Annotated in this window: 17 protein-coding genes; 14 read left to right on the forward strand and 3 right to left on the reverse strand. The window is 70.4% G+C overall.

Annotated features, from left to right (window positions below; all coding sequences use genetic code 11):
• Nucleotides 1-149 precede the first annotated feature (149 nt).
• The 7 genes from AB0M35_RS16500 to AB0M35_RS16530 all read left to right on the forward strand — a co-directional run bounded on the left by AB0M35_RS16500 (nt 150) and on the right by AB0M35_RS16530 (nt 8188).
• Nucleotides 150-1487: a cytochrome P450 gene (locus AB0M35_RS16500; protein ID WP_363746064.1), complete on the forward strand. Its 1338-nt coding sequence runs from the start codon at nt 150-152 to the stop codon at nt 1485-1487.
• Between the two features lie 41 nt (nt 1488-1528).
• Complete coding sequence (locus tag AB0M35_RS16505) at nt 1529-2386, forward strand: terpene synthase family protein (RefSeq protein ID WP_363746220.1); 858 nt, start codon at nt 1529-1531, stop codon at nt 2384-2386.
• Nucleotides 2383-3999 (forward strand): prenyltransferase/squalene oxidase repeat-containing protein, encoded by a 1617-nt coding sequence (locus AB0M35_RS16510; protein WP_363746065.1) that lies wholly within the window; start codon nt 2383-2385, stop codon nt 3997-3999. The genes AB0M35_RS16505 and AB0M35_RS16510 overlap by 4 nt, the downstream gene beginning before the upstream one ends.
• 110 nt (nt 4000-4109) lie before the next feature.
• On the forward strand, nt 4110-6701 hold the full coding sequence (locus AB0M35_RS16515) for a nitrate- and nitrite sensing domain-containing protein (RefSeq protein ID WP_363746067.1): 2592 nt from the start codon (nt 4110-4112) through the stop codon (nt 6699-6701).
• 89 nt (nt 6702-6790) lie between these two features.
• The gene (locus AB0M35_RS16520) at nt 6791-7213 is read left to right on the forward strand and encodes a roadblock/LC7 domain-containing protein (protein ID WP_013734909.1); all 423 of its coding nucleotides are present in this window, start codon (nt 6791-6793) and stop codon (nt 7211-7213) included.
• Between the two features lie 5 nt (nt 7214-7218).
• Nucleotides 7219-7605: a DUF742 domain-containing protein gene (locus tag AB0M35_RS16525; RefSeq protein ID WP_363746069.1), complete on the forward strand. Its 387-nt coding sequence runs from the start codon at nt 7219-7221 to the stop codon at nt 7603-7605.
• Nucleotides 7586-8188 (forward strand): ATP/GTP-binding protein, encoded by a 603-nt coding sequence (locus AB0M35_RS16530; protein ID WP_363746071.1) that lies wholly within the window; start codon nt 7586-7588, stop codon nt 8186-8188. The genes AB0M35_RS16525 and AB0M35_RS16530 overlap by 20 nt, the downstream gene beginning before the upstream one ends.
• Nucleotides 8189-8257: 69 nt before the next feature.
• On the opposite strand, the gene AB0M35_RS16535 is transcribed toward AB0M35_RS16530, so the two are convergent.
• Nucleotides 8258-11143, reverse strand: coding sequence for an aconitate hydratase (locus AB0M35_RS16535; protein ID WP_363746073.1), 2886 nt, complete (start codon nt 11141-11143; stop codon nt 8258-8260).
• 159 nt (nt 11144-11302) lie between these two features.
• Between AB0M35_RS16535 and AB0M35_RS16540 the strand changes: the two genes are divergently transcribed.
• The gene (locus tag AB0M35_RS16540) at nt 11303-11716 is read left to right on the forward strand and encodes a VOC family protein (protein WP_363746075.1); all 414 of its coding nucleotides are present in this window, start codon (nt 11303-11305) and stop codon (nt 11714-11716) included.
• 134 nt (nt 11717-11850) lie between these two features.
• On the opposite strand, the gene AB0M35_RS16545 is transcribed toward AB0M35_RS16540, so the two are convergent.
• Entirely contained in the window at nt 11851-12495 is a 645-nt protein-coding gene (locus tag AB0M35_RS16545) for a C39 family peptidase (RefSeq protein WP_363746077.1), read from the reverse strand.
• Between the two features lie 418 nt (nt 12496-12913).
• On the opposite strand from AB0M35_RS16545, the gene AB0M35_RS16550 reads away from it, so the two are divergent.
• Nucleotides 12914-14587, forward strand: a complete 1674-nt coding sequence (locus tag AB0M35_RS16550) for a right-handed parallel beta-helix repeat-containing protein (RefSeq protein ID WP_363746079.1) — start codon at nt 12914-12916, stop codon at nt 14585-14587.
• A 19-nt stretch (nt 14588-14606) separates the two neighbouring features.
• Here the strand turns inward: AB0M35_RS16550 and AB0M35_RS16555 are convergent, their stop codons facing one another.
• Nucleotides 14607-14795 carry a hypothetical protein gene (locus tag AB0M35_RS16555; protein ID WP_363746230.1) on the reverse strand — a complete coding sequence of 63 codons (189 nt, stop codon included), beginning with the start codon at nt 14793-14795 and terminating at the stop codon, nt 14607-14609.
• Between the two features lie 19 nt (nt 14796-14814).
• Here AB0M35_RS16555 and AB0M35_RS16560 point away from each other — a divergent pair, with 19 nt between their 5' ends.
• The 5 genes from AB0M35_RS16560 (at nt 14815) to pulA (ending at nt 23193) form a co-directional block, all read left to right on the forward strand.
• Nucleotides 14815-15474 carry a hypothetical protein gene (locus AB0M35_RS16560; protein WP_363746081.1) on the forward strand — a complete coding sequence of 220 codons (660 nt, stop codon included), beginning with the start codon at nt 14815-14817 and terminating at the stop codon, nt 15472-15474.
• Between the two features lie 37 nt (nt 15475-15511).
• The gene (locus AB0M35_RS16565) at nt 15512-15901 is read left to right on the forward strand and encodes a hypothetical protein (RefSeq protein WP_363746083.1); all 390 of its coding nucleotides are present in this window, start codon (nt 15512-15514) and stop codon (nt 15899-15901) included.
• Nucleotides 15902-16023: 122 nt separating this feature from the next.
• Nucleotides 16024-16752: a cellulose binding domain-containing protein gene (locus AB0M35_RS16570; protein ID WP_363746085.1), complete on the forward strand. Its 729-nt coding sequence runs from the start codon at nt 16024-16026 to the stop codon at nt 16750-16752.
• Between the two features lie 92 nt (nt 16753-16844).
• The gene (locus AB0M35_RS16575) at nt 16845-17567 is read left to right on the forward strand and encodes a cellulose binding domain-containing protein (RefSeq protein WP_363746087.1); all 723 of its coding nucleotides are present in this window, start codon (nt 16845-16847) and stop codon (nt 17565-17567) included.
• 139 nt (nt 17568-17706) lie between these two features.
• Nucleotides 17707-23193: a pullulanase-type alpha-1,6-glucosidase gene (gene pulA, locus AB0M35_RS16580; RefSeq protein WP_363746089.1), complete on the forward strand. Its 5487-nt coding sequence runs from the start codon at nt 17707-17709 to the stop codon at nt 23191-23193.
• Nucleotides 23194-23234 lie beyond the last annotated feature (41 nt).

The following is a 23234-nucleotide window of genomic DNA, read 5'->3' on the forward strand; positions in this document are numbered from 1 at the left end:
AGATTTCTCGGCACGCGACTAGTGAGGAATACCGCTGCGATGTCATGCTCTTCGCAACCGTGGCATTCCAAAGAGTAAACCCATACCCCGGGGGTCTGTACGTGGGAACCAACCACGCGACAATTGTCCAAAGCCGACGAGCGGGTTCGGTGCCGTTGCGGCGCGTACTGCCGGGCCTGCTGCGCGACCCGGCCCGCGCCCTGGTGGAGTTCGGTGAGCGGTCCGGTGGCGAGGTCGTGAAGCTCAACCTCGGCGCCTTCCGTCCCTTCCTCATCACCCACCCCGAACATCTCCAGCGCGTGCTGCGGGAAAAGTCCGACAACTATGTCCGAGCCGGGGACGGCCTCCAGTGGCGACCGCTCAAGCGGCTGTTCGGCGACGGCATTCTCAGCGACGGTGAACACTGGACGAACAGCCGACAGATCCTCCAGCCGTTGTTCACCGCCCGTCGCATCGACGGGCTGGTCGACCGTCTCGCCGTGGCGATCGAGGAGTCGATCGACGAGCTGGCCGAGCCGGCGCGTTCCGGCCAGCCGGTGGACATGGGCAAGGTGCAGGCGCAGGTGGTCTGTTCGGCGATCATGCGGGTCTTCTTCGCGGACAGGATCTCGGTGCCGGACGCGATGCGGATCATGGAGGCGCAGGACGCCATCGCCTGGTCGGTGATGCCTCGGATCCTGCTGCCCTGGGCGCCGCTGGCCGCGCCGATGCCCGGCGACCGGACGTTCCGTCGCGCCGTGCAGCTCATCGACGACCTGCTGCTGCCGACCATCCGGGCCGCGCGGGACACCGCCGACGAGGGCGCCGACGACATCATCTCCACGCTGTGGCGAGGGCGCACCGAGGACGGCGGCCGGTTGGACGAGCGTCAGGTGCGCAACGACACCGTGGCGATGGTGGCCACCACCACCGAGACCACCATCAGCGTGCTCACCTGGCTCTGGCCGCACCTGGAACAGAACCCGGAGATCTCCACCCGGCTCTACGAGGAGCTGGACCGAGTGGTCGGCGACCAGCCGGTACGCGGGCAGCACCTGCGCGAACTGCGCTACACCCGGCAGGTGCTCGACGAACTGCTCCGGCTCTATCCGATCGGCTGGCTCTTTCCCCGGATGGCGGTGGAGGAGGACGTCATCGGTGGGGTCCGGATTCCGGCCGGCTCCACTTTGGTGGTCAGCCCACTGATCACCCACCGGATGTCGCAGTTCTGGGACCGACCCGAGGTCTTCGACCCGGACCGGTTCCGGCCGGAGCTGGTCCGCGGTCGACCCAAGTACGCGCACTTCCCGTTCGGCGGCGGGCCGCACCAGTGCATCGGGATGCACCTGTTCTACCTGGAGGCGACGCTGATCGTCGCCACCCTGCTCAGCCGGTACCGGTTCCGGCTGAGTCGCCCGGCCGTACCCGGCATCAAGGTGGCTGCCGCGTTGCGTCCCCTGGACCGGGTCGAGGTCACCCTGCGACCCGTGGCGGGTGTCGCGGCGTGAGTTCGCTGACCGAAACGCCGCCGAGCACCGGCGGCGACCAGATGAGCGTGGCCGCCGAACAGGGACGCATCTGTGCCCTCGCCGCCCAGGGGCAGCGGGACCTGGCGCAGGTGGCGGCCGCCTACCCGGACCTGTTTCCCGCCAAGCCGTTCGACGCGACGCTGTTCGGCAACGTGGCCATGGCGATCGCCTTCGGCGCACCCTGGTGTGACGTGGCCCAGCTGCGGCTGACCAACCGGGCGGTGCTGTGGGGGTTCGCCGTCGACTGGCTGGTGGACCACGAGGCACGCTCGCGCGACGAGATCGACCGGCTGACCGCACGCTGTCTGGCGGTGGCCGACGGTGGTACGCCGGAGCCCGGAGACTCCCTCGGCGCCTTCCTCGCCGAGCTGCGTGACGAACTGGCCACCGTACCGGCCTTCGCCGCGCATCGGGGCCGCTGGCGGGAGGAGACCCGCAAGGTACTCGCCGCCATGGCGCGGGAGTGGGACTGGAAGCAGACCCCCGACAAGCTGCCCAGCTTCGAGGAATACCTCGACAACGCCGACAACCTGGCCTGCACCGTGGTCAACGTCGTGCACTGGATCCACACGGCCGATCCGGCGACGCTCGGGCAGCTGGACGCGATGCTCGCGGCGAGCGACCGCGTACAGCGGATCCTGCGGCTCGTCAACGATCTCGGCACCTACGAGCGGGACCTGCGGTGGGGAGACCTGAACGCGCTGCTGCTCGTGCCGCGCGCCGAGGTCGAGCAGCGTATCGCCGAGTTGGTCGCGCAGGCCCGCCAACTGTTGGAGGCGCTGCGCGAGAGCTGCCCGGTGCAGGCGGACTACCTGGCTCGGCAGATCGGCTTCAGCAGCGGTTTCTACCGTTCCACCGACTTCTGGGGGGTGCCGTGACGGCACCGACGCTCACCCCCGGTGCAGCGGCGGGATCGGCGCTGACCGATGCGGTCGGTGATCTGCTCGCGCAGCTGGAACGGCAGCCCCACGGCCAGGTCAGCACCTCGGTGTACGAGACCGGCCGGCTCGTCGCCGACGCGCCGTGGGTCGACGGACACCCACGGCGGTTGGCGTACCTGCTCGCCGAGCAGGGCGCGGACGGCAGCTGGGGCCCGGCCGGCGGGTACGCCCTGGTCCCGACCGTGAGTGCGGTGGAGGCGTTGCTGGCCAGCCTGGTACGGGCCGATCCGCTCGACTCGGCAGGACCGGACCGGTCCGAGATCGTCGCCGCCGCCATCCGTGGGCTGGCGGCACTGGACCGACGCCTCGGCGACGGCGCGGCCATGCCGGACACCCCGGCCGCCGACCTGATAGTGCCGGCCCTGACAGCGCGGATCGACGCGCTCCTGGTCGAGCTGGGTGGCGCGGACGCCCTGCCCGGTGCACCCGGCGCGCTGCTGCGGGTCGACCGGCGTCGGGTGGACGCGGTCAACGCGCTGCTGGCCAGCGGCAGACCGGTGCCCAGCAAGCTGTTGCACGCGTACGAGGTGCTCGGACCGGCCGCCGCCGTCCGCGACGACGTCACCCCGATCGACGGTGCGGTGGGCGCCTCGCCGGCGGCGACCGCCGCGTGGCTGGGCCACCGGGGTTACCAGGACCAGGCCGCGCGGTCGTACCTCGACGCCGTGGTGGCCCGGCACGGGGGCCCGGTCCCGTGTTGCACACCGATCACGGTCTTCGAGCGTTCCTGGACCCTCGCGACGCTGGCCCGGGTGGGTGTGCCGGTCCGTCCCGGCGCGCAACTGGTGGCGGAACTGATCGCCGCGCTCGGGCCGGACGGGGCGGCCACCGGGCCGGGTCTGCCCGCCGACGCCGACACCACCTCGACCGTGCTGTACGCCCTCGCCCGGCTGGGACACCCGGTGGACCCGGCGAGCCTGCTCCGCTATGACCTGGGCAGTCACTTCTGCACCTGGCGGGGTGAGGACGGGCAGTCGGTCACCACGAACGCACACGTGCTGGAGACACTGGGCTGGCACGCCCGGCACACCAGCGACGGTGCCGACCGGTACGCCGCCCGGGTGACGTCGCTGGCCGGGTGGCTGCGTGACGTGCAGCAACCGGACGGGCTCTGGGTGGACCGCTGGCACGCCTCGCCCTACTACGCCACCTGTTGCGCGGTGTCGGCCCTGGCCGGCTACGCACCGTCGGAGACGGCCGACGCGGCGATCGACCGTGCCGTGGACCGGGTCCTGGCCACCCAACGCGACGACGGCGGCTGGGGGCGTTGGTCCACGACGGTCGAGGAGACCGCGTACGCGGTGCAGATCCTGCTGGGCAGCGGCCGGCCGATCCGGCCGGAGGTGACCGCAGCCGTGTGCCGGGCACTCGGGCAACTGCGTGACGAACGATCCGATCACCCTCCACTGTGGCATGACAAAGATCTGTACGCGCCCATTCTCATTGTCCGGGCGGCCGTGATCGCGGCACGAAAACTGGCGCATGCGGCGGTGCCGACGAATAACCAGGCTTTGCCGCTGGCACGTGGAGTGGAGCCGACCAGGGCATGATCACGACCGCTTGAGTTGGCGCGGTGACGCTGTTAGCGTGCGCCGGGGTCGATGTGCGTGACGCGACGTTGACCGACCGATCTAATTAGCTCAGGGCCAGGGACGGTGTAATGGGTTCCCGCAGTTCGAATCTGCGTACCAAGGTCGTGGCCCTATTGGCCTCGCTGGTGGCACTCTGGGGCTTCACCGCCTGGGTCACCGTCCGAGAAGGAGTCAACCTCGTCGGCGTGCAGGCGCTCGACGTAAAGGTGTTCGACCCCACCGAACCGCTGTTGATGCAACTGCAGTTGGAACGGCGTACCTCACTGGTGTACCTGGGGCGCCCGGACGAGTCGCAGCGCGCCGAACTGGGGAAACTGCGCCAGCGTACCGACGAGTTGGCCGCCGAGTTCGTCGAGTCGACGGACAACTGGCAGGTGAGCCTGCTCGGCAGCAAGGATCTGCACGAACGGATCGACGCGCTGAACCGGGGCCTGGCCGTGCTGCCGGAAACCCGAGCCGCCGTCGACCAGCGCAACATCGGCCGGGGGGAGGCCATCAAGGCGTTCACCGGGCTGATCGAATCGATCTACGAGGTCTACGACGAGCTGGGCAACCTGGATGACGACGAGGTCGCCGAGAACACCGCCCAACTAATCCGGCTCAACCGCGCTCGGGAGTTGGTGTCCCAGGAGGACGCCATGCTCGCCGGAATCCTGGCCGCCGGTCGGATCACCCAGACCGAGCGCGCGGAATTCACGCGCCTGGTGGGCGCCCGGCAGTTCCTCGCGGAGCAGGCGGTCGTCCGGCTGCCCGAAGCCGATCAGCGTCGCTACGAGCAGATGATCGCCGGCACCAACTTCAAGCAGCTGGCTAATCTGGAAAGCCAGATCATGCTCGCCTCCGGTACCTCACGCCTGCCGTTCGACAGTCAGGAGTGGAACCAGGTCTCCTCCGCCTCGCTCATCGAGATCGGCGACGTGGTGCTGGCCGGTGGTGACGAGATCGTCAAGCGGGCCACCCCCGTCGCGATCGGCGTCGTCATCCGTCTGGTGCTCGCCGCCGGTCTCGGCCTGCTCGCCGTCATCGCCTCGGTGGTCGTCTCGATCACCACCGCGCGGGCCCTGGTGCAGCAGCTGCAACGGCTGCGCGACGCGGCGTTCCAGCTGGCCAACGAGCGGCTGCCGAGCGTGGTCGAGCGGCTCGGTCGCGGCGACCAGGTGGACGTGGCCAAGGAGGCGCCGCCGCTGCGATTCGGTGACGACGAGATCGGCCAGGTGGGTAAGGCCTTCAACGTCGTGCAGGAGACCGCCATCCGTACGGCGGTGGAACAGGCCGAGCTGCGCCGGGCGGTCCGCGAGGTCTTCCTCAGCCTGGCCCGGCGTACCCAGGCCCTGGTGCATCGCCAGCTCACCCTGCTGGACGCGATGGAGCGGCGGGAGCACGACGCGGAGGAACTGGAGGATCTGTTCCGCGTCGACCACCTGGCCACCCGGATGCGGCGTAACGCGGAGAACCTGATCGTGCTCTCCGGCTCGACGCCGGGCCGGGCCTGGCGGCGCAGTGTGCCGATGGTCGACGTGATCCGCGGTGCGGTCGGTGAGGTCGAGGACTACACCCGGGTCACCGTGCTGCCCGTCAGCGGCGTCTCGCTCGCCGGCCGGGCGGTGGGTGACGTCATCCACCTGCTCGCCGAGCTGATCGAGAACGGATTGTCCTTCTCTCCGCCGCACACCACCGTCGAGGTACGCGGGCAACTGGTCGCCAACGGTTTCGCCATCGAGATCGAGGACCGCGGTCTGGGCATGACCGAAGAGGACCTCGCCGCCGCCAACCACCGGATCGTGGACCAGTCCGAGCTGAACCTCGCCGACGCCTCCCGGTTGGGCCTCTACGTGGTGAGCCGGCTGACCGACCGGCACGGGGTGCGGGTGCGGCTCAAGGAGTCCGCGTACGGCGGCACGACCGCCGTGGTGCTGATCCCGAGCAACCTGATCATCATCGACGGCAGCGAGCCGGAGGCCGTCGACGGCCCGAGCACCGACACGCCGGCCCTGGCTGCCGGGCCGATCCCGGTGACTGCCGCGGAGCGGTCGGTCGCACCGGTGGCGTTGGCCGCACCGTCGCTGCCGCCCGCACCTCGTCCGGACCGCGATGTCGACGTCGAGCAGCGGCGCGCTGACCGACGCGTGGCCGACACACCGGTGGAGTTCGCGCTCGGCGCGACCGACACCACCGAAGGCGGGCTGCCGACCAGGTCACGGCGTCGACCGGGGCACTCCGCACTGGACGGACCGACCATCCCGATCAGCGTGCCGGTCACGACCCCACCCGCAGGCGAGGGCGTGTCCGGGCCGCCGAGGCTGCCGCTGGACACCCGCGACGGCCGGCTGGCCGATCCACCTGTCACGGACAGTTCCCCGATGGGCAGCGCGGCTACGACCGCCCCGGTCGAGGCCGCTCCGGCCGAGGCGGCTCGCACCGAGTCGGGCCTGCCGGTCCGCATCCGGCAGGCCAGCATCACGCCGGCTCTGCGGGCCGAGCCGGAGGCCGCGGAGGAGGACGAAGACGTGATCCGCGAACCCGAACAGGTTCGACGAATGATGAGTTCGTACCAGACGGGCACCCGGCGTGGCCGCACCGACGCCGCCCGGCTACTCGGTGGTGGCGGTCGGCCAGGCGACGCGGACGAGTCTGACGACGCCGACCAACAGGAGTCCTGACCGGGGTTCCGGTCGTGCGGCGATCCGCCCGACCGACGGTCAGGACCAGATGAGCACGGCGATGAGCCGGGGGAGAAGAGGACGACGAAGTGGCGCAGAAGACGGCTTCGAGTGCCGACCTGACGTGGTTGCTGGACGATCTGGTCGGCCGGGTCAAGCAGGCCGAGCACGCGGTCGCGCTGTCCGCCGACGGTCTGCTGATGGCCTCGTCGCAGGGGCTCAGCCGCGACGACGGCGAGCACCTGGCGGCAATGGCGGCCGGCATCCAGAGCCTGGCTCGAGGCGCGGGAAAGCGGTTCGGTGGCGGGCAGGTGCAGCAGACGATCATCGAGATGCAGTCCTCGTTCCTGTTCGTCACAGCCGCCGGCCGCAACGCCTGCCTCGCGGTCCTGGCCAGCGAGGACGCGGATGTGGGGCTGATCGCGTACGAGATGGCCATGTTGGTTACCCGGGTCGGCAAGTTCGTCGCGTCGCCGACACGATCAGCCGAGCAGACCAACGGGGAGAAGTAACCCACATGACGGTGCAGGGAGAGTCCGCCGACCACCAGTGGGTGGATGACCATGCCGGTCCGGTGGTCCGCCCGTACGCGGTGACCGGCGGCCGGGCCCGCCCGGTCACCGGCACGTTCGACCTGATCTCACTGGTGATGGCGACCCGGACGGACGTCTCGCCGGAGATCGGGTTGGGCCCGGAGCACCTGGCGATCGTCGGTTTGTGCCAGCGGATGCAGTCCGTCGCCGAGATCGCGGCCCACCTTGACCTGCCGGTCGGCACCGTGCGGGTCCTGCTCGGCGACCTGGTGGCGCGCAGCCTGGTTCAGATCCGGGAGCCGCACAGCACCGTCGGCGTTCCCGACCACAGCATCTTCGAGGCGGTTATCAATGGACTACGGGCACTCTGAGCGGCCGTCGGGCATGGTCGCGTTGCCCACGGCGATCAAAATTCTGGTCGCGGGCGGATTCGGGGTGGGCAAGACCACGCTGGTCGGCGCGGTCAGCGAGACCCGCCCGTTGCGGACCGAGGAGGTGCTGACCGAATCGGGGGTGGGCATCGACGATCTGTCCGGCGTCGAGGCCAAGCGCACGACGACCGTGGCGATGGACTTCGGCCGCATCACCATCAGCGACGACCTGGTGCTGTACCTGTTCGGCACGCCCGGTCAGGACCGGTTCTGGTTCGTCTGGGACGAGTTGGCGCTGGGCGCGATCGGGGCGGTGGTGCTGGCGGACACCCGCCGGCTCGCCGACTGCTTCCCCTCCATCGACTACTTCGAGGGACGCGGTACCCCGTTCCTGGTCGCGGTGAACTGCTTCGAGGGAGCACGGCACTACCGGCTCGACGAGGTGCAGGCGGCGCTGAACCTCGACCCCGAGGTCCCGGTGCTGCTCTGCGACGCCCGGCAGCGCGAGTCGGCCAAGGAAGTGCTCATCACCCTGGTGGAGCACGCGATGAAGCTCCGAGAGGCCCGTCGTACCGCTGGCTGAAGGGCTGTCGGAACGACCGAGGGGCTCCCTCCCGCACAGGCGGGAGGGAGCCCCTCGGCTCTGGGTACGTCAGCTGGCGATCATCCGCCGCAGCACGTACTGGAGGATGCCGCCGTGCCGGTAGTAGTCGGCCTCACCCGGGGTGTCGATCCGCACCACCGCGTCGAACTCCACCCCGCTGTCGGTGGTGACCTTGACCGTACGGGGGGTCGAGCCGTCGTTGAGCGCGGTCACCCCGGTGATGGTGAACGTCTCGGTGCCCGTCAGCCCCAGCGAGTCGGCGTTCTCGCCGGCCGGGAACTGCAACGGCAGTACGCCCATGCCGATGAGGTTGGAGCGGTGGATCCGCTCGTACGACTCGGCGATGACCGCCTTCACCCCGAGCAGCATGGTGCCCTTGGCCGCCCAGTCCCGCGAGGAGCCGGAACCGTACTCCTTGCCGGCCAGGATGACCAGCGGCACGTCGGCGGCCTGGTAGGCCATCGAGGCGTCGTAGATGGAGGACTGCTCGCCGGTCAGGTGGTTGACCGTGAAGCCGCCCTCAGGGAGCGGAGCTCCCGCATCCGGCCCAGCGCCCGGGATCCGCAGTTGATTACGCAGCCGGATGTTGGCGAAGGTGCCCCGGATCATCACCTCGTGGTTGCCTCGGCGTGAGCCGTACGAGTTGAACTCGTGTCGCGGTACGCCGTGCGCGGCGAGGTACTCACCGGCCGGGGAGTCGGCCTTGATCGAGCCGGCCGGGGAGATGTGGTCGGTGGTCACCGAGTCGCCCAGCTTGGCCAGCACCCGGGCCCCGGCGATGTCGGTCACCGGAACCGGCTGCTGCGCCATGCCCTCGAAGTACGGGGGCTTGCGGACGTAGGTGGAGTCACCGTCCCAGGCGAAGGTGTCGCCGGTCGGGGTGGGCAGCGACTGCCAGCGCTCGTCACCGGCGAAGACGTCGGCGTACGCGGCGCTGAAACCGGTGGCGCCGATCGCCGAGGCGATGACGTCCTGGATCTCGGCGGTGCTCGGCCAGATGTCGCGCAGGTAGACCGGCTGACCGGCGCTGTCCTCGCCGATCGGCTCGTTGGCCAGGTCGATGTCCATCGTGCCGGCCAGCGCGTACGCCACCACCAGCGGCGGGGACGCCAGGTAGTTCATCTTCACGTCCGGGTTGATCCGGCCCTCGAAGTTGCGGTTGCCGGAGAGCACCGAGACGACCGCGAGGTCGGCCTCGTTCACCGCCGCGGAGATCTCCTCCGGCAGCGGGCCGGAGTTGCCGATGCAGGTGGTGCAGCCGTAGCCGACCAGGTGGAAGCCGAGCTTCTCCAGGTACGGGGTGAGGCCGGCCCGCTCGTAGTAGTCCATGACGACCTTGGAGCCCGGCGCCAGGGTGGTCTTCACCCACGGCTTGCGGTTCAGGCCCTTGTCCACCGCGTTGCGGGCGAGCAGCGCCGCACCGATCATGACCTGCGGGTTGGAGGTGTTGGTGCAGGAGGTGATCGCGGCGATCACCACCGCGCCGTGGTCCAGCTCGTAGGTGTTGCCGTCGTCGCCGGTGACCCGGATCGGGTTGCTGGCCCGCCCGCCCGCGCCGACTGCGGCGGTCACCAGGTCGCGCGGGGCGTCGGCCGGGTCGTTGACGCCGTTGGCGGGGGAGTCGCTGGCCGGGAAGGACTCGGCGCTGGCCTCGTCGGCCGGGCCGGCGGTGCCGAACGGCGTCTCCTGCTGCGGCACACCGGGCTCGCGGCCCGGGTCGCCACCGGTCTCGTCGGCGGCCACGTAGTCGGTCAGCGCCGCGCGGAACAGCGTCTTGGCGCTGCCCAGCGGCACCCGGTCCTGCGGGCGCTTCGGGCCGGCGAGGGAGGGCTCGATGGTGCTCAGGTCGAGCTCCAGGCGCTCGGAGTACTCCGGCTCGGCCGCCGGGTCGTGCCAGAGGCCCTGCTCCTTGGCGTACGCCTCGACCAGCGCGACCTGCTGCGGGTCGCGGCCGGTCAGCTCCAGGTAGCGGACGGTCTCGGCGTCGATCGGGAAGATCGCGACGGTGGAGCCGTACTCCGGGGACATGTTGCCGATGGTGGCCCGGTTGGCCAGCGGCACCGCGCTCACGCCCGGCCCGTAGAACTCGACGAACTTGCCGACCACACCGTGCTTGCGCAGCATCTCGGTGATGGTGAGCACCAGGTCGGTGGCGGTGGTGCCGGCCGGCATCTCACCGGAGAGCTTGAAGCCGACGACCCGGGGGATGAGCATGCTGACCGGCTGGCCCAGCATGGCCGCCTCGGCCTCGATGCCGCCGACGCCCCAGCCGAGCACGCCCAGGCCGTTGACCATCGTGGTGTGCGAGTCGGTGCCGACGACCGTGTCCGGGTACGCCTGGCCGTTACGCTCCATGATCGTACGGGCCAGGTATTCGATGTTGACCTGGTGCACGATGCCGGTGCCGGGCGGGACCACCTTGAACTCGTTGAACGCGGTCTGGCCCCAGCGCAGGAACTGGTAGCGCTCCTTGTTGCGGGCGTACTCCAGCTCGACGTTGCGCTCGAAGGCGTCCTCGCGGCCGAACAGGTCGGCGATGACGGAGTGGTCGATGACCAGCTCGGCGGGGGCGAGCGGGTTCACCTTGGTGGGGTCGCCGCCGAGGTCGCGGACGGCCTCACGCATGGTGGCGAGGTCGACCACGCACGGTACGCCGGTGAAGTCCTGCATCAGCACCCGGGCCGGGGTGAACTGGATCTCGACGTTCGGGTCCGCGTTCGGGTCCCACGCGCCGAGCTGGCGGATGTGTTCGGCCGTGATGTTCGCGCCGTCCTCGGTCCGCAGCAGGTTCTCCAGCAGGATCTTCAGGCTGTAGGGGAGCCGTTGGTGGCCCTCCACCTGGCTGATCTTGAAAATTTCGTAGCTCGCGTCTCCGACGCGCAGCTGGGTCTTCGCACCGAAGGTGTCGAGGCTCGCCACGTCGTACTCCTTCACACCAGCGACTGTGAGTAGTCCTGAGCAGTCTGTCGCACCGGCTGGAGCGCCGCCGTGGTTAGGGGACACTTACCGCCGATTCTCCCTGTCAACAAAACCGTACGTCCGTCTTGCTATGAGCGCAACCCGGTGTCACCGTGTGGGCGGGAGGTGCCCATCATGATCCACCATGTCCAGCTCGCCTGCCCGCGTGGTTCCGGGGACCGCTCGCGGGCCTTCTACGTCGACCTGCTCGGCCTGACCGAGCAGGCCAAGCCGCCGGCCCTCGCGGCTCGCGGTGGTTGCTGGTTCACCGGGTACGGCGCCGAACTGCACCTGGGAGTCGAGGACGACTTCCGCCCGGCCCGCAAAGCACACCCCGCCCTGCTCCGACGTGACCTGGACGCCCTCGCCACCCGACTGGCCGCCGCCGGCTACCCGGTCATCTGGGGCGACGACGAGTTGCCCGGCCTGCGCCGCTTCCACACCAACGACCCCCACGGCAACCGCCTAGAATTCCTCACCCCCACCCAACCCCCTCCCTCGCCACCCGCCCCCTTCTCTGCGGCGATCTTGCACTTTTGGTCGGGGTGAATGGTGCCTATCGGGCATTTAGGCGACCGAAAGTGCAAGATCGCGGGGGCTTGGGCGGGGTGGGATGGGGTGGGATGGGGTGGGAAAGGGCCGGCCCCCGGGTGGGGGGCGGCCCTTTCGGTGTTTGGGTGGTGTCAGTGGGTGGCGGTGTAGCCGCGGGTGGCGATCCAGTCGGCGAGGTTGTCGGTGGTGAGTTCGTAGATGGCGGTGGCGGGGTTGGCGGAGTCGGCGATGGTGACGGTGTCGCCGTTGTCGCGGTAGCCGGTGACGCTGACGTAGTGGCCGCCTTCGAAGGAGTGGGTGGTGCCGTTGGTGTCGGTGGTGGTGCCGGCGATGTTGGCGACCACGGCGCGGCCGTCGTCGACGGTGCGCTTGATGTCTTCGCGCAGCTTGTCGGTCTGCTTGGTGTCGGCCTTGGCGCCGGCGATCTCCACCGAGCGGTAGACGTCCTTACCGGTCTCCTTGTTCAGGACGGGGGTGATGTCGTTGATGGAGTCGGTGCCGTTCTCGGTGGTGCCCATGCGCTGGGCCATGTCGTGCTGGTCGATGTTCTTGCCCTGCACGGACAGGGCGTTGCGGGCTGCGGCGGGGCCGCAGTAGTAGAAGGTGTCCTGGGCTTCGTAGCGCACGTCGAGCTGCCGTTCGCTCTTGCGGTCGGCGTGGGCCGCAGCGACCCCAGGGGTGGCCTGGGCGGCGATGGCGGGGCCGGCGATGCCACCGGCGGTGGCGGCGGCAGCGGCGATGGTCAGCGCGGTCTTACGCAGCATGGTGGTACGCATGATGAGGTTCCGCCTTCCGTTCGGGGGTGCGCGCGGCGGTCTGCGAGGGGGTCGCGGTGGCCGCGCAACAAGGGGGATGTCGTGCGGGAGCATCGCGGGCCCGCTGGGCCGCTCACGATGTCCGGGAGATGTGTAACGCCGGGTGGGGGGCGGTCATTCCGGCCCGGGTTCCCGGGGGCGTCGCCGAGGGGCGTCGCGGTTACCCCATGTACAACGACGGGGGTGGGGGCATGATTCCGCCACCACGGTGACCCAGCCCACCTGACTTATCGGGCAAATCAGTCAAGGTGCCTCAGAGTTCAGCCCTGGCCGCCCCGCGAGCCTCAAGACCTCTGGACGGAACTCGCGACGCGGCGTTTTCGGACACGGGGAGCGGGAAAGCCCGGCGGGCAGGTAGCTGACGATCGAGGGAGGGCCCGTGGGGCAGCGAGGCCGATCCGTCGCCATTCGCGAGCATCTGGCCCCGGTGGCCGGGGCGCCGCTGTGGTGCGACGCCCGGGCGTTCGGACTTCAGGGCGACGGGACGACCAACGACCAGCCCGCGCTGGCGGCCCTGGTGGATCGCCTCGGCGAGGGGTACGCGGCCGACGGGCGGGCCCGGGTCATCTACTGCCCGCCCGGGATCTACTCGATCCGCGACGCGGGCACCGTCTGGCGCAGCGGGGTGTCCCTGATCGGTGCGGGGTCGGGCGCGACCCGATTCCTGCTCAGTAACGAGGGAAACCGCGCCGAACCGACCCCGTTGGCGTACTGGACGACCGTCCAGCACGGCGCGGACCGCGACCGCCACATCGCCGACTGCACCTTCGCCGACTTCGAGATCGACGGCTCGGGCGTGGCCATGACGCAGTACAACTACCTCGCCAAGGGCCTGGGTCTTCAGTACGTCGTCCGGGGCGTGTTCCGCAACCTCTACATCCACCACACCGGCGCCACCGGGCTGGGCTGCGACTTCCTCCAGGACTGCCTGATCGACGGGGTGGTCGCGGTGGGCTGCGGCCGGCTGGACAACGGCGAGCAGATGGGCGGCGCGGGGATCGGTGTCGGCATCGGCGGCTGGGGCGACGTGGAACGCTGCACCATCACCAACTGCACCACGCTCGGCAACGGCACCAACGGCATCTTCCTGGAGTTGCAGAAGCCGTACTGGACACCACCACGCGGGTACCGCATCATCGGCTGCCACAGCCAGGCCAACCGGTTCGGCATCTCCGACTGGGGTGCCGACGGGCTGATCGTGTCGGCCTGCACCATCACCGGCAATCTGGAGGCCGGCTTCGACGTCTCCGCCAACGGCACCGCCGGCATCGCCGGACGCGGCGGCCTGCTCACCGGCTGTGTCATCGACCGCAACGTCGGCGACGGGATCAGCATGGGCAACACCCCCGGCCCCTACACCATCCAGGGCAACCGGATCAGCGGCAACGGGCGCCACGGCTATCACCAGCATTACCTCGGTGCCGGTTACGAAGGCCCGGCCACGGACGTCGTCATCAACGGCAACCAGTTCTGGGACAACGGTCTGGACGGGATCCGGATCGACCGGCCGATGGTCGACGCGGTGGTGGTGGACAACCGGATCCGCAACAACGGCCGACAGTGCGCCCCGGCCGCCACCGGGGCCGGCGAGTCGGTGCACTACGCCCGCCGATCCGTCACCGACCGGTCCGCACACTGGCCGATCGACGGGCACCGGGGCAAGGTGCTACGGGTGGGTACCCGGTACGCGGTGGTGGTCGCCAACACCGACACCGACCTGGCCCTGGCCGACCTGCGGCCGGACGCCGAGAACGCGTGGAACGAGGACGTTCCGCCGCCCGGCGCGGCGTACGAACTGCCCAGCCCGGCGCCGGTACGTGCGGGCCTCACCGTCAACACCGACCTGCACTCGGCGACGGTGCGCGGCAACCGGATCTGGGACAACCGCGACGACCCCACGCAGAGTTACGGCATGTGGATCACACCGCAGGGGCGCTGCCTGTCGTGCCGGGTCGAGGACAACGACCTCGCCGGCAACGCCGAGGGAGCGCTGCGGCTGGACAACCCGCCGGAGGGCGGTCGCTGGGACCGCAACTACACCGAAGTGGACTGAGCTCGCCGACCGGCGGCCGTCACTCGTACTCGCCGGCCGGCGAGAACGAGTGGGCCTCCGCGTGTCGGTTACGCAGCCGATCCCGGATCTCCTCCGGGGTGTACGCGCGCCGCCGTCGCTCGGCTCGCGCGATCACCACACCGGACGCCGCCACACCGGCCAGACCGGCGAGACCGACTACCTTCCACCAACGCACCCGTCGCCGCATACGCTTAGGGTAGTCCCTTATGAGCATCAGCCTGGACGAGGCGGTCGAGCTGACCCGTACCGGCGACGTGTGGGTGTTCCGGGGTCGCAGCGTGCCCGACCGGGCCATCCAGTTGACCACCAACAGCCCGGTCAACCACGTCGGCATGGCGGTCGTCCTGGACGACATGCCGCCGCTGATGTGGCACGCCGAACTCGGCCGGTCGCTGCCCGACATGTGGACCGGCAGCCACCAGCGCGGCGTGCAACTGCACGATCTGCGCGACGCGGTCTGCGTCTGGGCCAACCGGTACGGCCAGCGTGCCTGGCTGCGGCAGCTCGATCCACCGGCGGACCCGGAGATGGAACGGGCGGTGTTGCAGACCATCGCCCGGCTGGACGGCACACCCTTTCCGTCCACCGCCCAGCTGGCCTGGCGGTGGCTGCGGGGGAGGGTGCCGACGCCGCGGCTGCCGAGACCGGCCGCCCGGCCGCCCGTTGCTTCCTCCGGTGAGTCGACCCTGGAGACCGCGTACTGCGCGGAGGTCGTCGCGGTCACCTACGAGGCGATGGGGTTGCTGCCCGCCGGTCGCCGTCCGAACTGGTACGACCCGGGTCGCTTCTGGAGCGGTGATGATCTCGGCCTGCACGGCGGTGCCCGGCTGGGCAGCGAGATCGAGGTACGGATGCCGGCTCGTTGAGGTTTGGTCGGCCGGTGGGCCGGCAACTTCCTGCGGTGTGACTGCCTCCACCGATCTCGATGCCCTGACCGACTTCTTCGACCGGTACGGTGTCGCCCTGACCTCCGGCGACCTGCCGGCGATCGCCGGCTGCTACGCCCTGCCGGGGATGGTGGTCGCCGACACCTACAGCTTCTCGTTCACCTCGCCTGCGGCGGTGACACTGTCCTTCGTGGGCGCCGCGCCGGACTACACCGAGCGGGAACTGGTCGCCGCGCATGCCGAGATCGAACAGATCCAGCACATCTCCGCCCTGCTCACCCTGGTGGCGGTCCGCTGGGAGTTCCTGGACAGCCAGGGGCGGCAGGTGCCGGGCGAACGTTACCGCTACCTGCTGCGGTCAACCGATGACGGACCAGTGATCTGTACGGTCGTGCGGACCGGCTGATCCCCTCCGGCCAGGTGTCACGCGCTGTCGCGGAGATCGTCCGATCGGGCTTGCGGCCGGTGTGTTCCGTCCCCGGTGCCGGCGTGACTAGGCTGGCGCGTCGGCGACCAAGAGGGGGCTGCATGCCAGTGCGACCGGTGGGCGACGAGAGTGGTGAACAGAACGGCCGGGGTGCCGTGCCCAACGTGATCGCGTCGGCGCCGTGGGTGGTGGTCCTGGTCGGTGTCGCGGTGCTGGCCGTGTTGCTGGTGGTGGCGACGCTGTCGTTCCGCGAGCCGGAGCAGCCGGTGGCCTGGACTCCCGGTCCGCCGATGGTCCTGCCGGCGCTGGAGCACTCGCCGACCCCCACCGCGAGCCTTACGTCCGCGCCGGCGTCGACGGGCACCCGGACGGCCTCGGCAGCCCCGCCCACCGCTTCGTCGGGGCCGTCGGTGCTGCCGTCGAGAACCGCGTCGGCCTCGGCGCGGGCGGAAGCCGGCCCGTCCGCGTCGACCGCACCCGACGAGCAGCCATCGGTGTCGGTGGATGTCGGGATGCTGACCGCCGGGTATCAGGTCACCGCCAGCGACCCGGGCTCGTTCCGGGCTCAGCTGGTGGTCCGCAACGGCACCGGCCTGCCGGTGGGCTGGGTGGTGGAACTGCGGTTCACCAGCGGGGTCACCGGCATTCGGGCGTCCAGCGGCCCGGGTGTGTCGGTGAGCATCAAGGGTGCCGGCTGGTATCTGCTCAGTGGTGTCGGCCTGCTCGATGTCGGGGCGCAGCAGACGGTGCGGCTGCGGGTCAGCCGTACCGGAAACGGGGAGTACCCGGCACAATGCACGGTCAACGGCTCGGCCTGCGCGCTGGGCTGATCGTACTGTCAGGACTGTTGGTTGATTGGTCGGGTACTTCCCGGGACCACTGATGATCGTTACCCTTGCCGGGCTGCCCGCTGAGGAGAGACATGTCCGGTATGCGCCGCGCTCCGCGTCAGATGCCGCCCCGCAGTGCCACCGCCGTGGCGTCCTCGCCCTGGATTCTGGTGTCGATCGGGGTGGGCGCGATGGTGGTCCTGCTCGTCGTCGCAGTGGGGGCGTATCGCGGGCCCGGAGCGGAGTACGACCCGGCTCCGCCGGTGGGTGCTGTGCCGCTGCCGGAGCGCGCGTCGTCGGCCGGGCGGGAGTCGTCGCTGCCGTCGCAGGTGGTGCCCGGTCTCTCTCCGCGCCGCACCGATCCACCCAGCCCGACCGGCACGGGGCCGGCCTCACCCAAGCCGTCACCCTCGGCCACGCAGGCGTCGCACCCGCCCCGCCCGGCGCCGCCGGCCAGTAGCGCGCCGGCACCCCCACCTGTCGCTCCTGCTCCTGCTCCGGCTCCGTTGGAGGCGCGTTACCGGGTCACGGACACCTTCTCCGGTGGCTTCATCGCGGAGGTGCTGATCCGCAACACCTCCCGCCGCGACCGGAGCTGGTCGGCCCGGATCGAGTATCCGGGTGGGCGGGTGGTCACGGCCTGGTTGGAGGGGGTGCCGCAGGGAACGTTCAGCGGTGCCGGGGGGACCCTGACCTATCGCAGTGGACCGGATCTGGCGGCGGGATCGGCCGTCGCCCTGCGCTTCCACATCGAGTTCGCCTCCCCCCGCCCGGCAAGCTGCAACGTCTCCGGACGGGCCTGCGACGGACTCTGAGGACGGTCCGTTTCTCGATTGCTCGGTTTCAACCTTGCGCAAGGTGCCGGCAGTATTGCCGGCTGGTTTGCAAGGTATTGCAGAATGTTTCGGCAAGGGCTAGCGTGCGGGCCATTCAGCGACCAGAGGAAGGCCGTCGATGAAACCCCCGCCGAAACCGCGCAGAGCCCTGCTTGCCCCCGTCTTCCTGCTCATCCTCACCCTGCTCGGCGCACCGGTCGTGGTGCACCAGAGCCCCGCCGTGGCGGCGGGCGGCACCGGCCCGCTCAGTCCCACCGGCGCCGTGACCTGGCAGGCCGAGCCCACCGCCAAGGCCCTGCTGGACGCGGGCGGCAACCGGGCCCGCGCCGAGCAGTTCTACTTCGTACTGCCCGACCGGTTCGCCAACGGCGACCCGCGCAACGACCGGGGCGGCCTCACCGGCGACCGGCTGCGCACCGGGTACGACCCCACCGACAAGGGGTTCTACCAGGGCGGCGACCTCAAAGGACTGATCGACCGGCTCGACTACATCGAAGGGCTCGGCACTACCGCGATCTGGCTCGCACCGGTGTTCAAGAACCGGCCCGTGCAGGGCGAGGGGGGCGACGTATCGGCCGGCTACCACGGCTACTGGATCACCGACTTCACCCAGGTCGACCCGCACTTCGGCAGCGCCGCCGACCTGAAGAAGCTGGTCGCCTCGGCGCACAAGCGCGGCATCAAGGTCTACCTCGACGTGATCGTCAACCACACCGCCGACGTGATCACCTACGCCGAGGACAGGTACAGCTACATCGACAAGACGACCGCGCCGTACCGCGACGTGCAGGGTCGGCCCTTCGAGGACCGCAACTACGCCGACGGCAGCCGTACCTTCCCGCAGGTCGACAACCGGTCGTTCCCGTACACCCCGACCTTCGCGAGCCCGGCGGACGCGAAGGTCAAGGTGCCGGGCTGGCTGAACGACCCGACCATGTACCACAACCGTGGTGACTCGACGTTCGTCGGGGAGAACAGCGAGTACGGCGACTTCTTCGGCCTGGACGACCTGTGGACCGAGCGTCCCGAGGTGGTCCGGGGGATGACGAAGATCTACGCCGACTGGGTGCAGGCCACCGGTGTCGACGGTTTCCGGCTGGACACCGTCAAGCACGTCAACATGGACTTCTGGCCGCAGTTCAGCCAGGGCATCGACCAGGCCGCCGCCCGCGCCGGCAAGAAGGACTTCTTCATGTTCGGCGAGGTCTACAGCGCCGACCAGGAGATCACCTCCAGCTACGTACGCGAGGGCGCGCTGCCCGCCACCCTGGACTTCGCCTTCCAGGAGGCGGCCCGTGGCTACACCGCGAACGACGGTTCCGCCAAGGCCCTGGCCGACGTGTACGCCCGCGACGACCTGTACGCCGCCCGGGACACCCACGCCGGTCGACTGCCCACCTTCCTCGGCAACCACGACATGGGCCGGATCGGCTCCTTCATCGCCGCTGGCCCCACCGACCCGGCCACCCACCTGCGCCGCGACCAACTCGCCCACGAGCTGATGTTCCTCACCCGGGGCCAGCCCGTGGTCTACTCCGGTGACGAGCAGGGCTTCACCGGCGCGGGCGGTGACAAGGACGCCCGACAGCCGATGTTCGCCTCGCGGACGCCCGACTACCTCGACGACGACCTGCTCGGCACCGACCGCACCCATGCCCAGGACCAGTTCGACCGCAGCCACCCGCTGTACCGGACCATCGCCGGGCTGGGCAAGCTGCGCCAGGCACACCCGGCGTTGCGCGACGGCGTGCAGGTGACCCGGCACGCGGCCGACGGGCCGGGCGTCTTCGCCTTCTCCCGGTTCGACCCCGACAACCGCACCGAGTACGTGGTGGCGGTCAACAACGCGGCGACCGCGCAGACTGTCACCGTGGACACCTGGTCGGCCGGCGCCACCTTCGCCGGCATCTACGGCACCAACGGCCGTCCCACCGCCGCCGGCGACGGCAAGCTGACCCTGACCGTGCCGCCGCTGTCTGCGGTGGTGCACCGGGCCGGCAAGCCCGTCCCGCTGCCCACCGCCAAGCCGGGCCTCACCATCACCGCCCCCGACGCGCCGGCCACCCGGGCCGAGATCACCGCAGCGGTCACCGGGGACCCGCTGGCCACCGTCACGATGGCCGCCCGGGTCGCCGGTGGCCGGTGGACGCTGCTCGGCACCGCCCACCGGGCGCCGTACACCGTGCACCACGACCTGACCGGGCTGGCCGCCGGCACGAAGGTCGAATACCTGGCGGCGGTCCGCGACGGCCGGGGCCGCACCACCACCACCCGCGCGACCACCACCGTCGGCACCCCGGAGCAGACCGGCTCGTCCCGTGACTGGCTGGTGGTGCATTACCAGCGGCCGGACGGCGACTACACCGACTGGGGCCTCTACACCTGGGGCGACATCGACCCCGAGTACGCCACCGACTGGCCGAAGGGACAGCCGTTCGCCGGCACCGACGCGTACGGGCGGTTCGCCTGGGTGAAGCTCAAGCCGGGCGCGAAGTCGGTCGGCTTCCTGGTGGTCGACGCCGACGGCACCAAGGACGTCGAGAACGACCGGACCGTGGACGTGACACAGACCGGCGAGGTCTGGGTCAAGCAGGGTGACCCGGCGACGTACCCGAGCCGGGAGGAGGCTGCCGGTGAGCCGGCGCCGCCGGTCGAGGACGGCACGGCGGTCATCCACTACCGTCGGCCCGACGGCAACTACGACGGTTGGGGCCTGCACCTGTGGGACGGTGCCGCCAACCCCACCGACTGGGCGCGGCCGATGCCGCCGACCCGGATCGACTCGTTCGGCGCCGAGTTCCGGGTGCCGCTGTCCGAGGGCGCGACCGGGCTCAGCTACATCATTCATCGTGGCGACGAGAAGGATCTGCCGCAGGACCAGCGGCTCGACTTCGCCGACGCCGGACGCGAGGTGTGGTTGCTCGCCGCGACGCCGGGCCGGCTGCTGCCGACCACGGCCACCGGCACCGGTACGGACACCGACATCGGCAAGCAGAAGGCGCACTGGATCGACCGGTCCACCGTCGCCTGGCGTACCGGTGCAGGCGACGGCAAGGCATACGCGCTGGTCACCGCGCCGACCGGCGGGGTGCGGGTGGTCGACGGCGAGCTGGTCGGCACGTACACCTCGCTGCCGTTGACCGCGCAGCGCAACGGGCTCACCGAGGCCCAACGCGCGGCCTTCCCGCACCTGTGGGATCACCGGGCGTTCAGCCTGGACCGGCGGGACCTGGCAGGAGTGCCGGCCGCGTTGCGCGGACAGGTGCTGGTCACCGAGCGGGCCGCCGACGGCACCCTGCTCGGTGCCACCGGCGTGCAGATCCCGGGCGTGCTCGACGACGTGTACGCCCCGGCGACGGCCGCCCGACTGGGCGCCACCTTCACCGGTGGCGTACCGACGCTGGCGGTCTGGGCCCCGACGGCCCGGAACGTGTCGCTGGAGCTGTTCGACTCGCCCACCGCGACACCGCGCCTGGTCGAGATGCGCCGCGACGACCGCACCGGAGTCTGGTCGGTACGCGGGGCGCGGGACTGGACCGGTCGGTACTACCGGTACCGGGTGCAGGCCTGGCAGCCGGCGGCGCAGCAGGTGGTCACCGCCTCGGTGACCGACCCGTACTCGGTGGCGCTGGCGGCGGACTCCACGCACAGCCAGATCGTCGACCTGGCCGACCCGAAGCTGGCCCCGTCCGGCTGGGCGAAGCTGCGCAAGCCGGCCGCGCCGCCGGCCGCCAAGGTGCAGATCTCCGAGCTGTCGGTACGCGACTTCTCCATCGCCGACACCACCGTGCCGGCCGACCGGCGCGGCACCTACCTGGCCTTCACCGACCCGACCACCGCCGGGATGAAGCACCTCAAGGCGATCAGTGACGCGGGCGTCAACCACCTGCACCTGCTGCCCGCGTTCGACTTCGCCACCATCCCCGAGCGGCGCGCCGACCAGCGGCAGCCCGACTGCGACCTGGCCGCCCTGCCGTCGGACTCGGAGCGCCAGCAGGAGTGCATCGCCGCGGTGCGCGACACCGACGGCTACAACTGGGGGTACGACCCGCTGCACTACACCGTCCCGGAGGGTGGGTACGCCCTCGACCCGGACGGTGCCCGGCGCACCACCGAGTTCCGGCAGATGGTCGCCGGGATCAACGGGGCCGGTCTGCGGGTGGTGCTCGACGTCGTCTACAACCACACCTCGGCCGCCGGTACCGACCCGCGCTCGGTGCTCGACCAGATCGTGCCCGGCTACTACCACCGGCTGCTCGACGACGGGTCGGTGGCCACCTCCACCTGCTGCGCCAACACCGCACCCGAACACGCGATGATGGGCAAGCTGGTGGTCGACTCGATGGTCACCTGGGCCAAGGCGTACAAGGTCGACGGGTTCCGGTTCGACCTGATGGGCCACCACCCGAAGGCGAACATCCTGGCCGTACGCAAGGCGCTGGACAAGCTGACCGTGGCCCGTGACGGCGTGGACGGGAAGAAGATCCTGCTCTACGGCGAGGGCTGGAACTTCGGCGAGGTCGCCGACGACGCCCGGTTCGTGCAGGCCACCCAGGCCAACATGGCCGGCACCGGGATCGGCACCTTCAACGACCGGCTGCGCGACGCGGTACGCGGTGGTGGCCCGTTCGACGACAACCCGCGCCAGCAGGGCTTCGCCTCCGGGCTGTTCAGCGATCCCAACGGTGACCCGGTCAACGGCTCCGCCGCCGAGCAGCGGGCCCGGCTGCTGCACCAGCACGACCTGATCAAGGTCGGGTTGGTCGGCAACCTGCGTGGCTACCGGTTCACCGACTCGGCGGGCCGGACGGTCACCGGCGACCAGGTCGACTACAACGGTTCGCCGGCCGGTTACACCGACACACCCGGTGAGGCGATCACCTACGTCGACGCGCACGACAACGAGATCCTGTACGACGCGCTGGCGTACAAGCTGCCGCAGGCCACCTCGGCCACCGACCGGGCCCGGATGCAGGTGCTCGCCCTGGGCACGGTGGCGCTGGGCCAGGGGGCCGGCTTCGTCACCACCGGCACCGAGCGGTTGCGGTCGAAGTCGCTGGACCGCAACTCGTACAACTCGGGGGACTGGTTCAACCAGATCCGCTGGGACTGCACCCAGGGCAACGGCTTCGGCACCGGCCTGCCGCCCGCCGAGGACAACCGGGACAAGTGGCCGTACGCGAAGCCGCTGCTGGCCGACCCGAAGCTGGTGCCGGACTGCGGCGCGATCGAGTTGACCGACGCTCGCTACGCCGAGCTGCTGCGGATCCGCAACTCCACACCGGTGTTCGGGCTGTCCGACGCACGTCAGGTGCAGCAGCGGGTCGGGTTCCCGCTGTCCGGGCCGGACGAGCTTCCGGGGGTGCTCACCATGACCCTCGACGCCCGGGGCCTCGGCGGGGCATGGAAGTCGGTGACCGTGGTCTTCAACAGCACGCGTGAGTCGGCGACCCAGCGGGTCACCGGGCTGCGTGGGGCGGACGTGGCGTTGCACCCGGTGCTGCGTTCCTCGGCCGACCCGGTGCTGCGGACGGCGGCGTTCGACGCTTCGACGGGCACGTTCACCGTACCGGCGCGCAGTGTGGCCGTCTTCGTCCAGCGGTAGGCCGTGCCACGCGAACGCCGGGCTGGACCGGACGGTCAGCC

The organism is Micromonospora sp. NPDC051196, assembly GCF_040682415.1.
Classification (GTDB): domain Bacteria; phylum Actinomycetota; class Actinomycetes; order Mycobacteriales; family Micromonosporaceae; genus Micromonospora.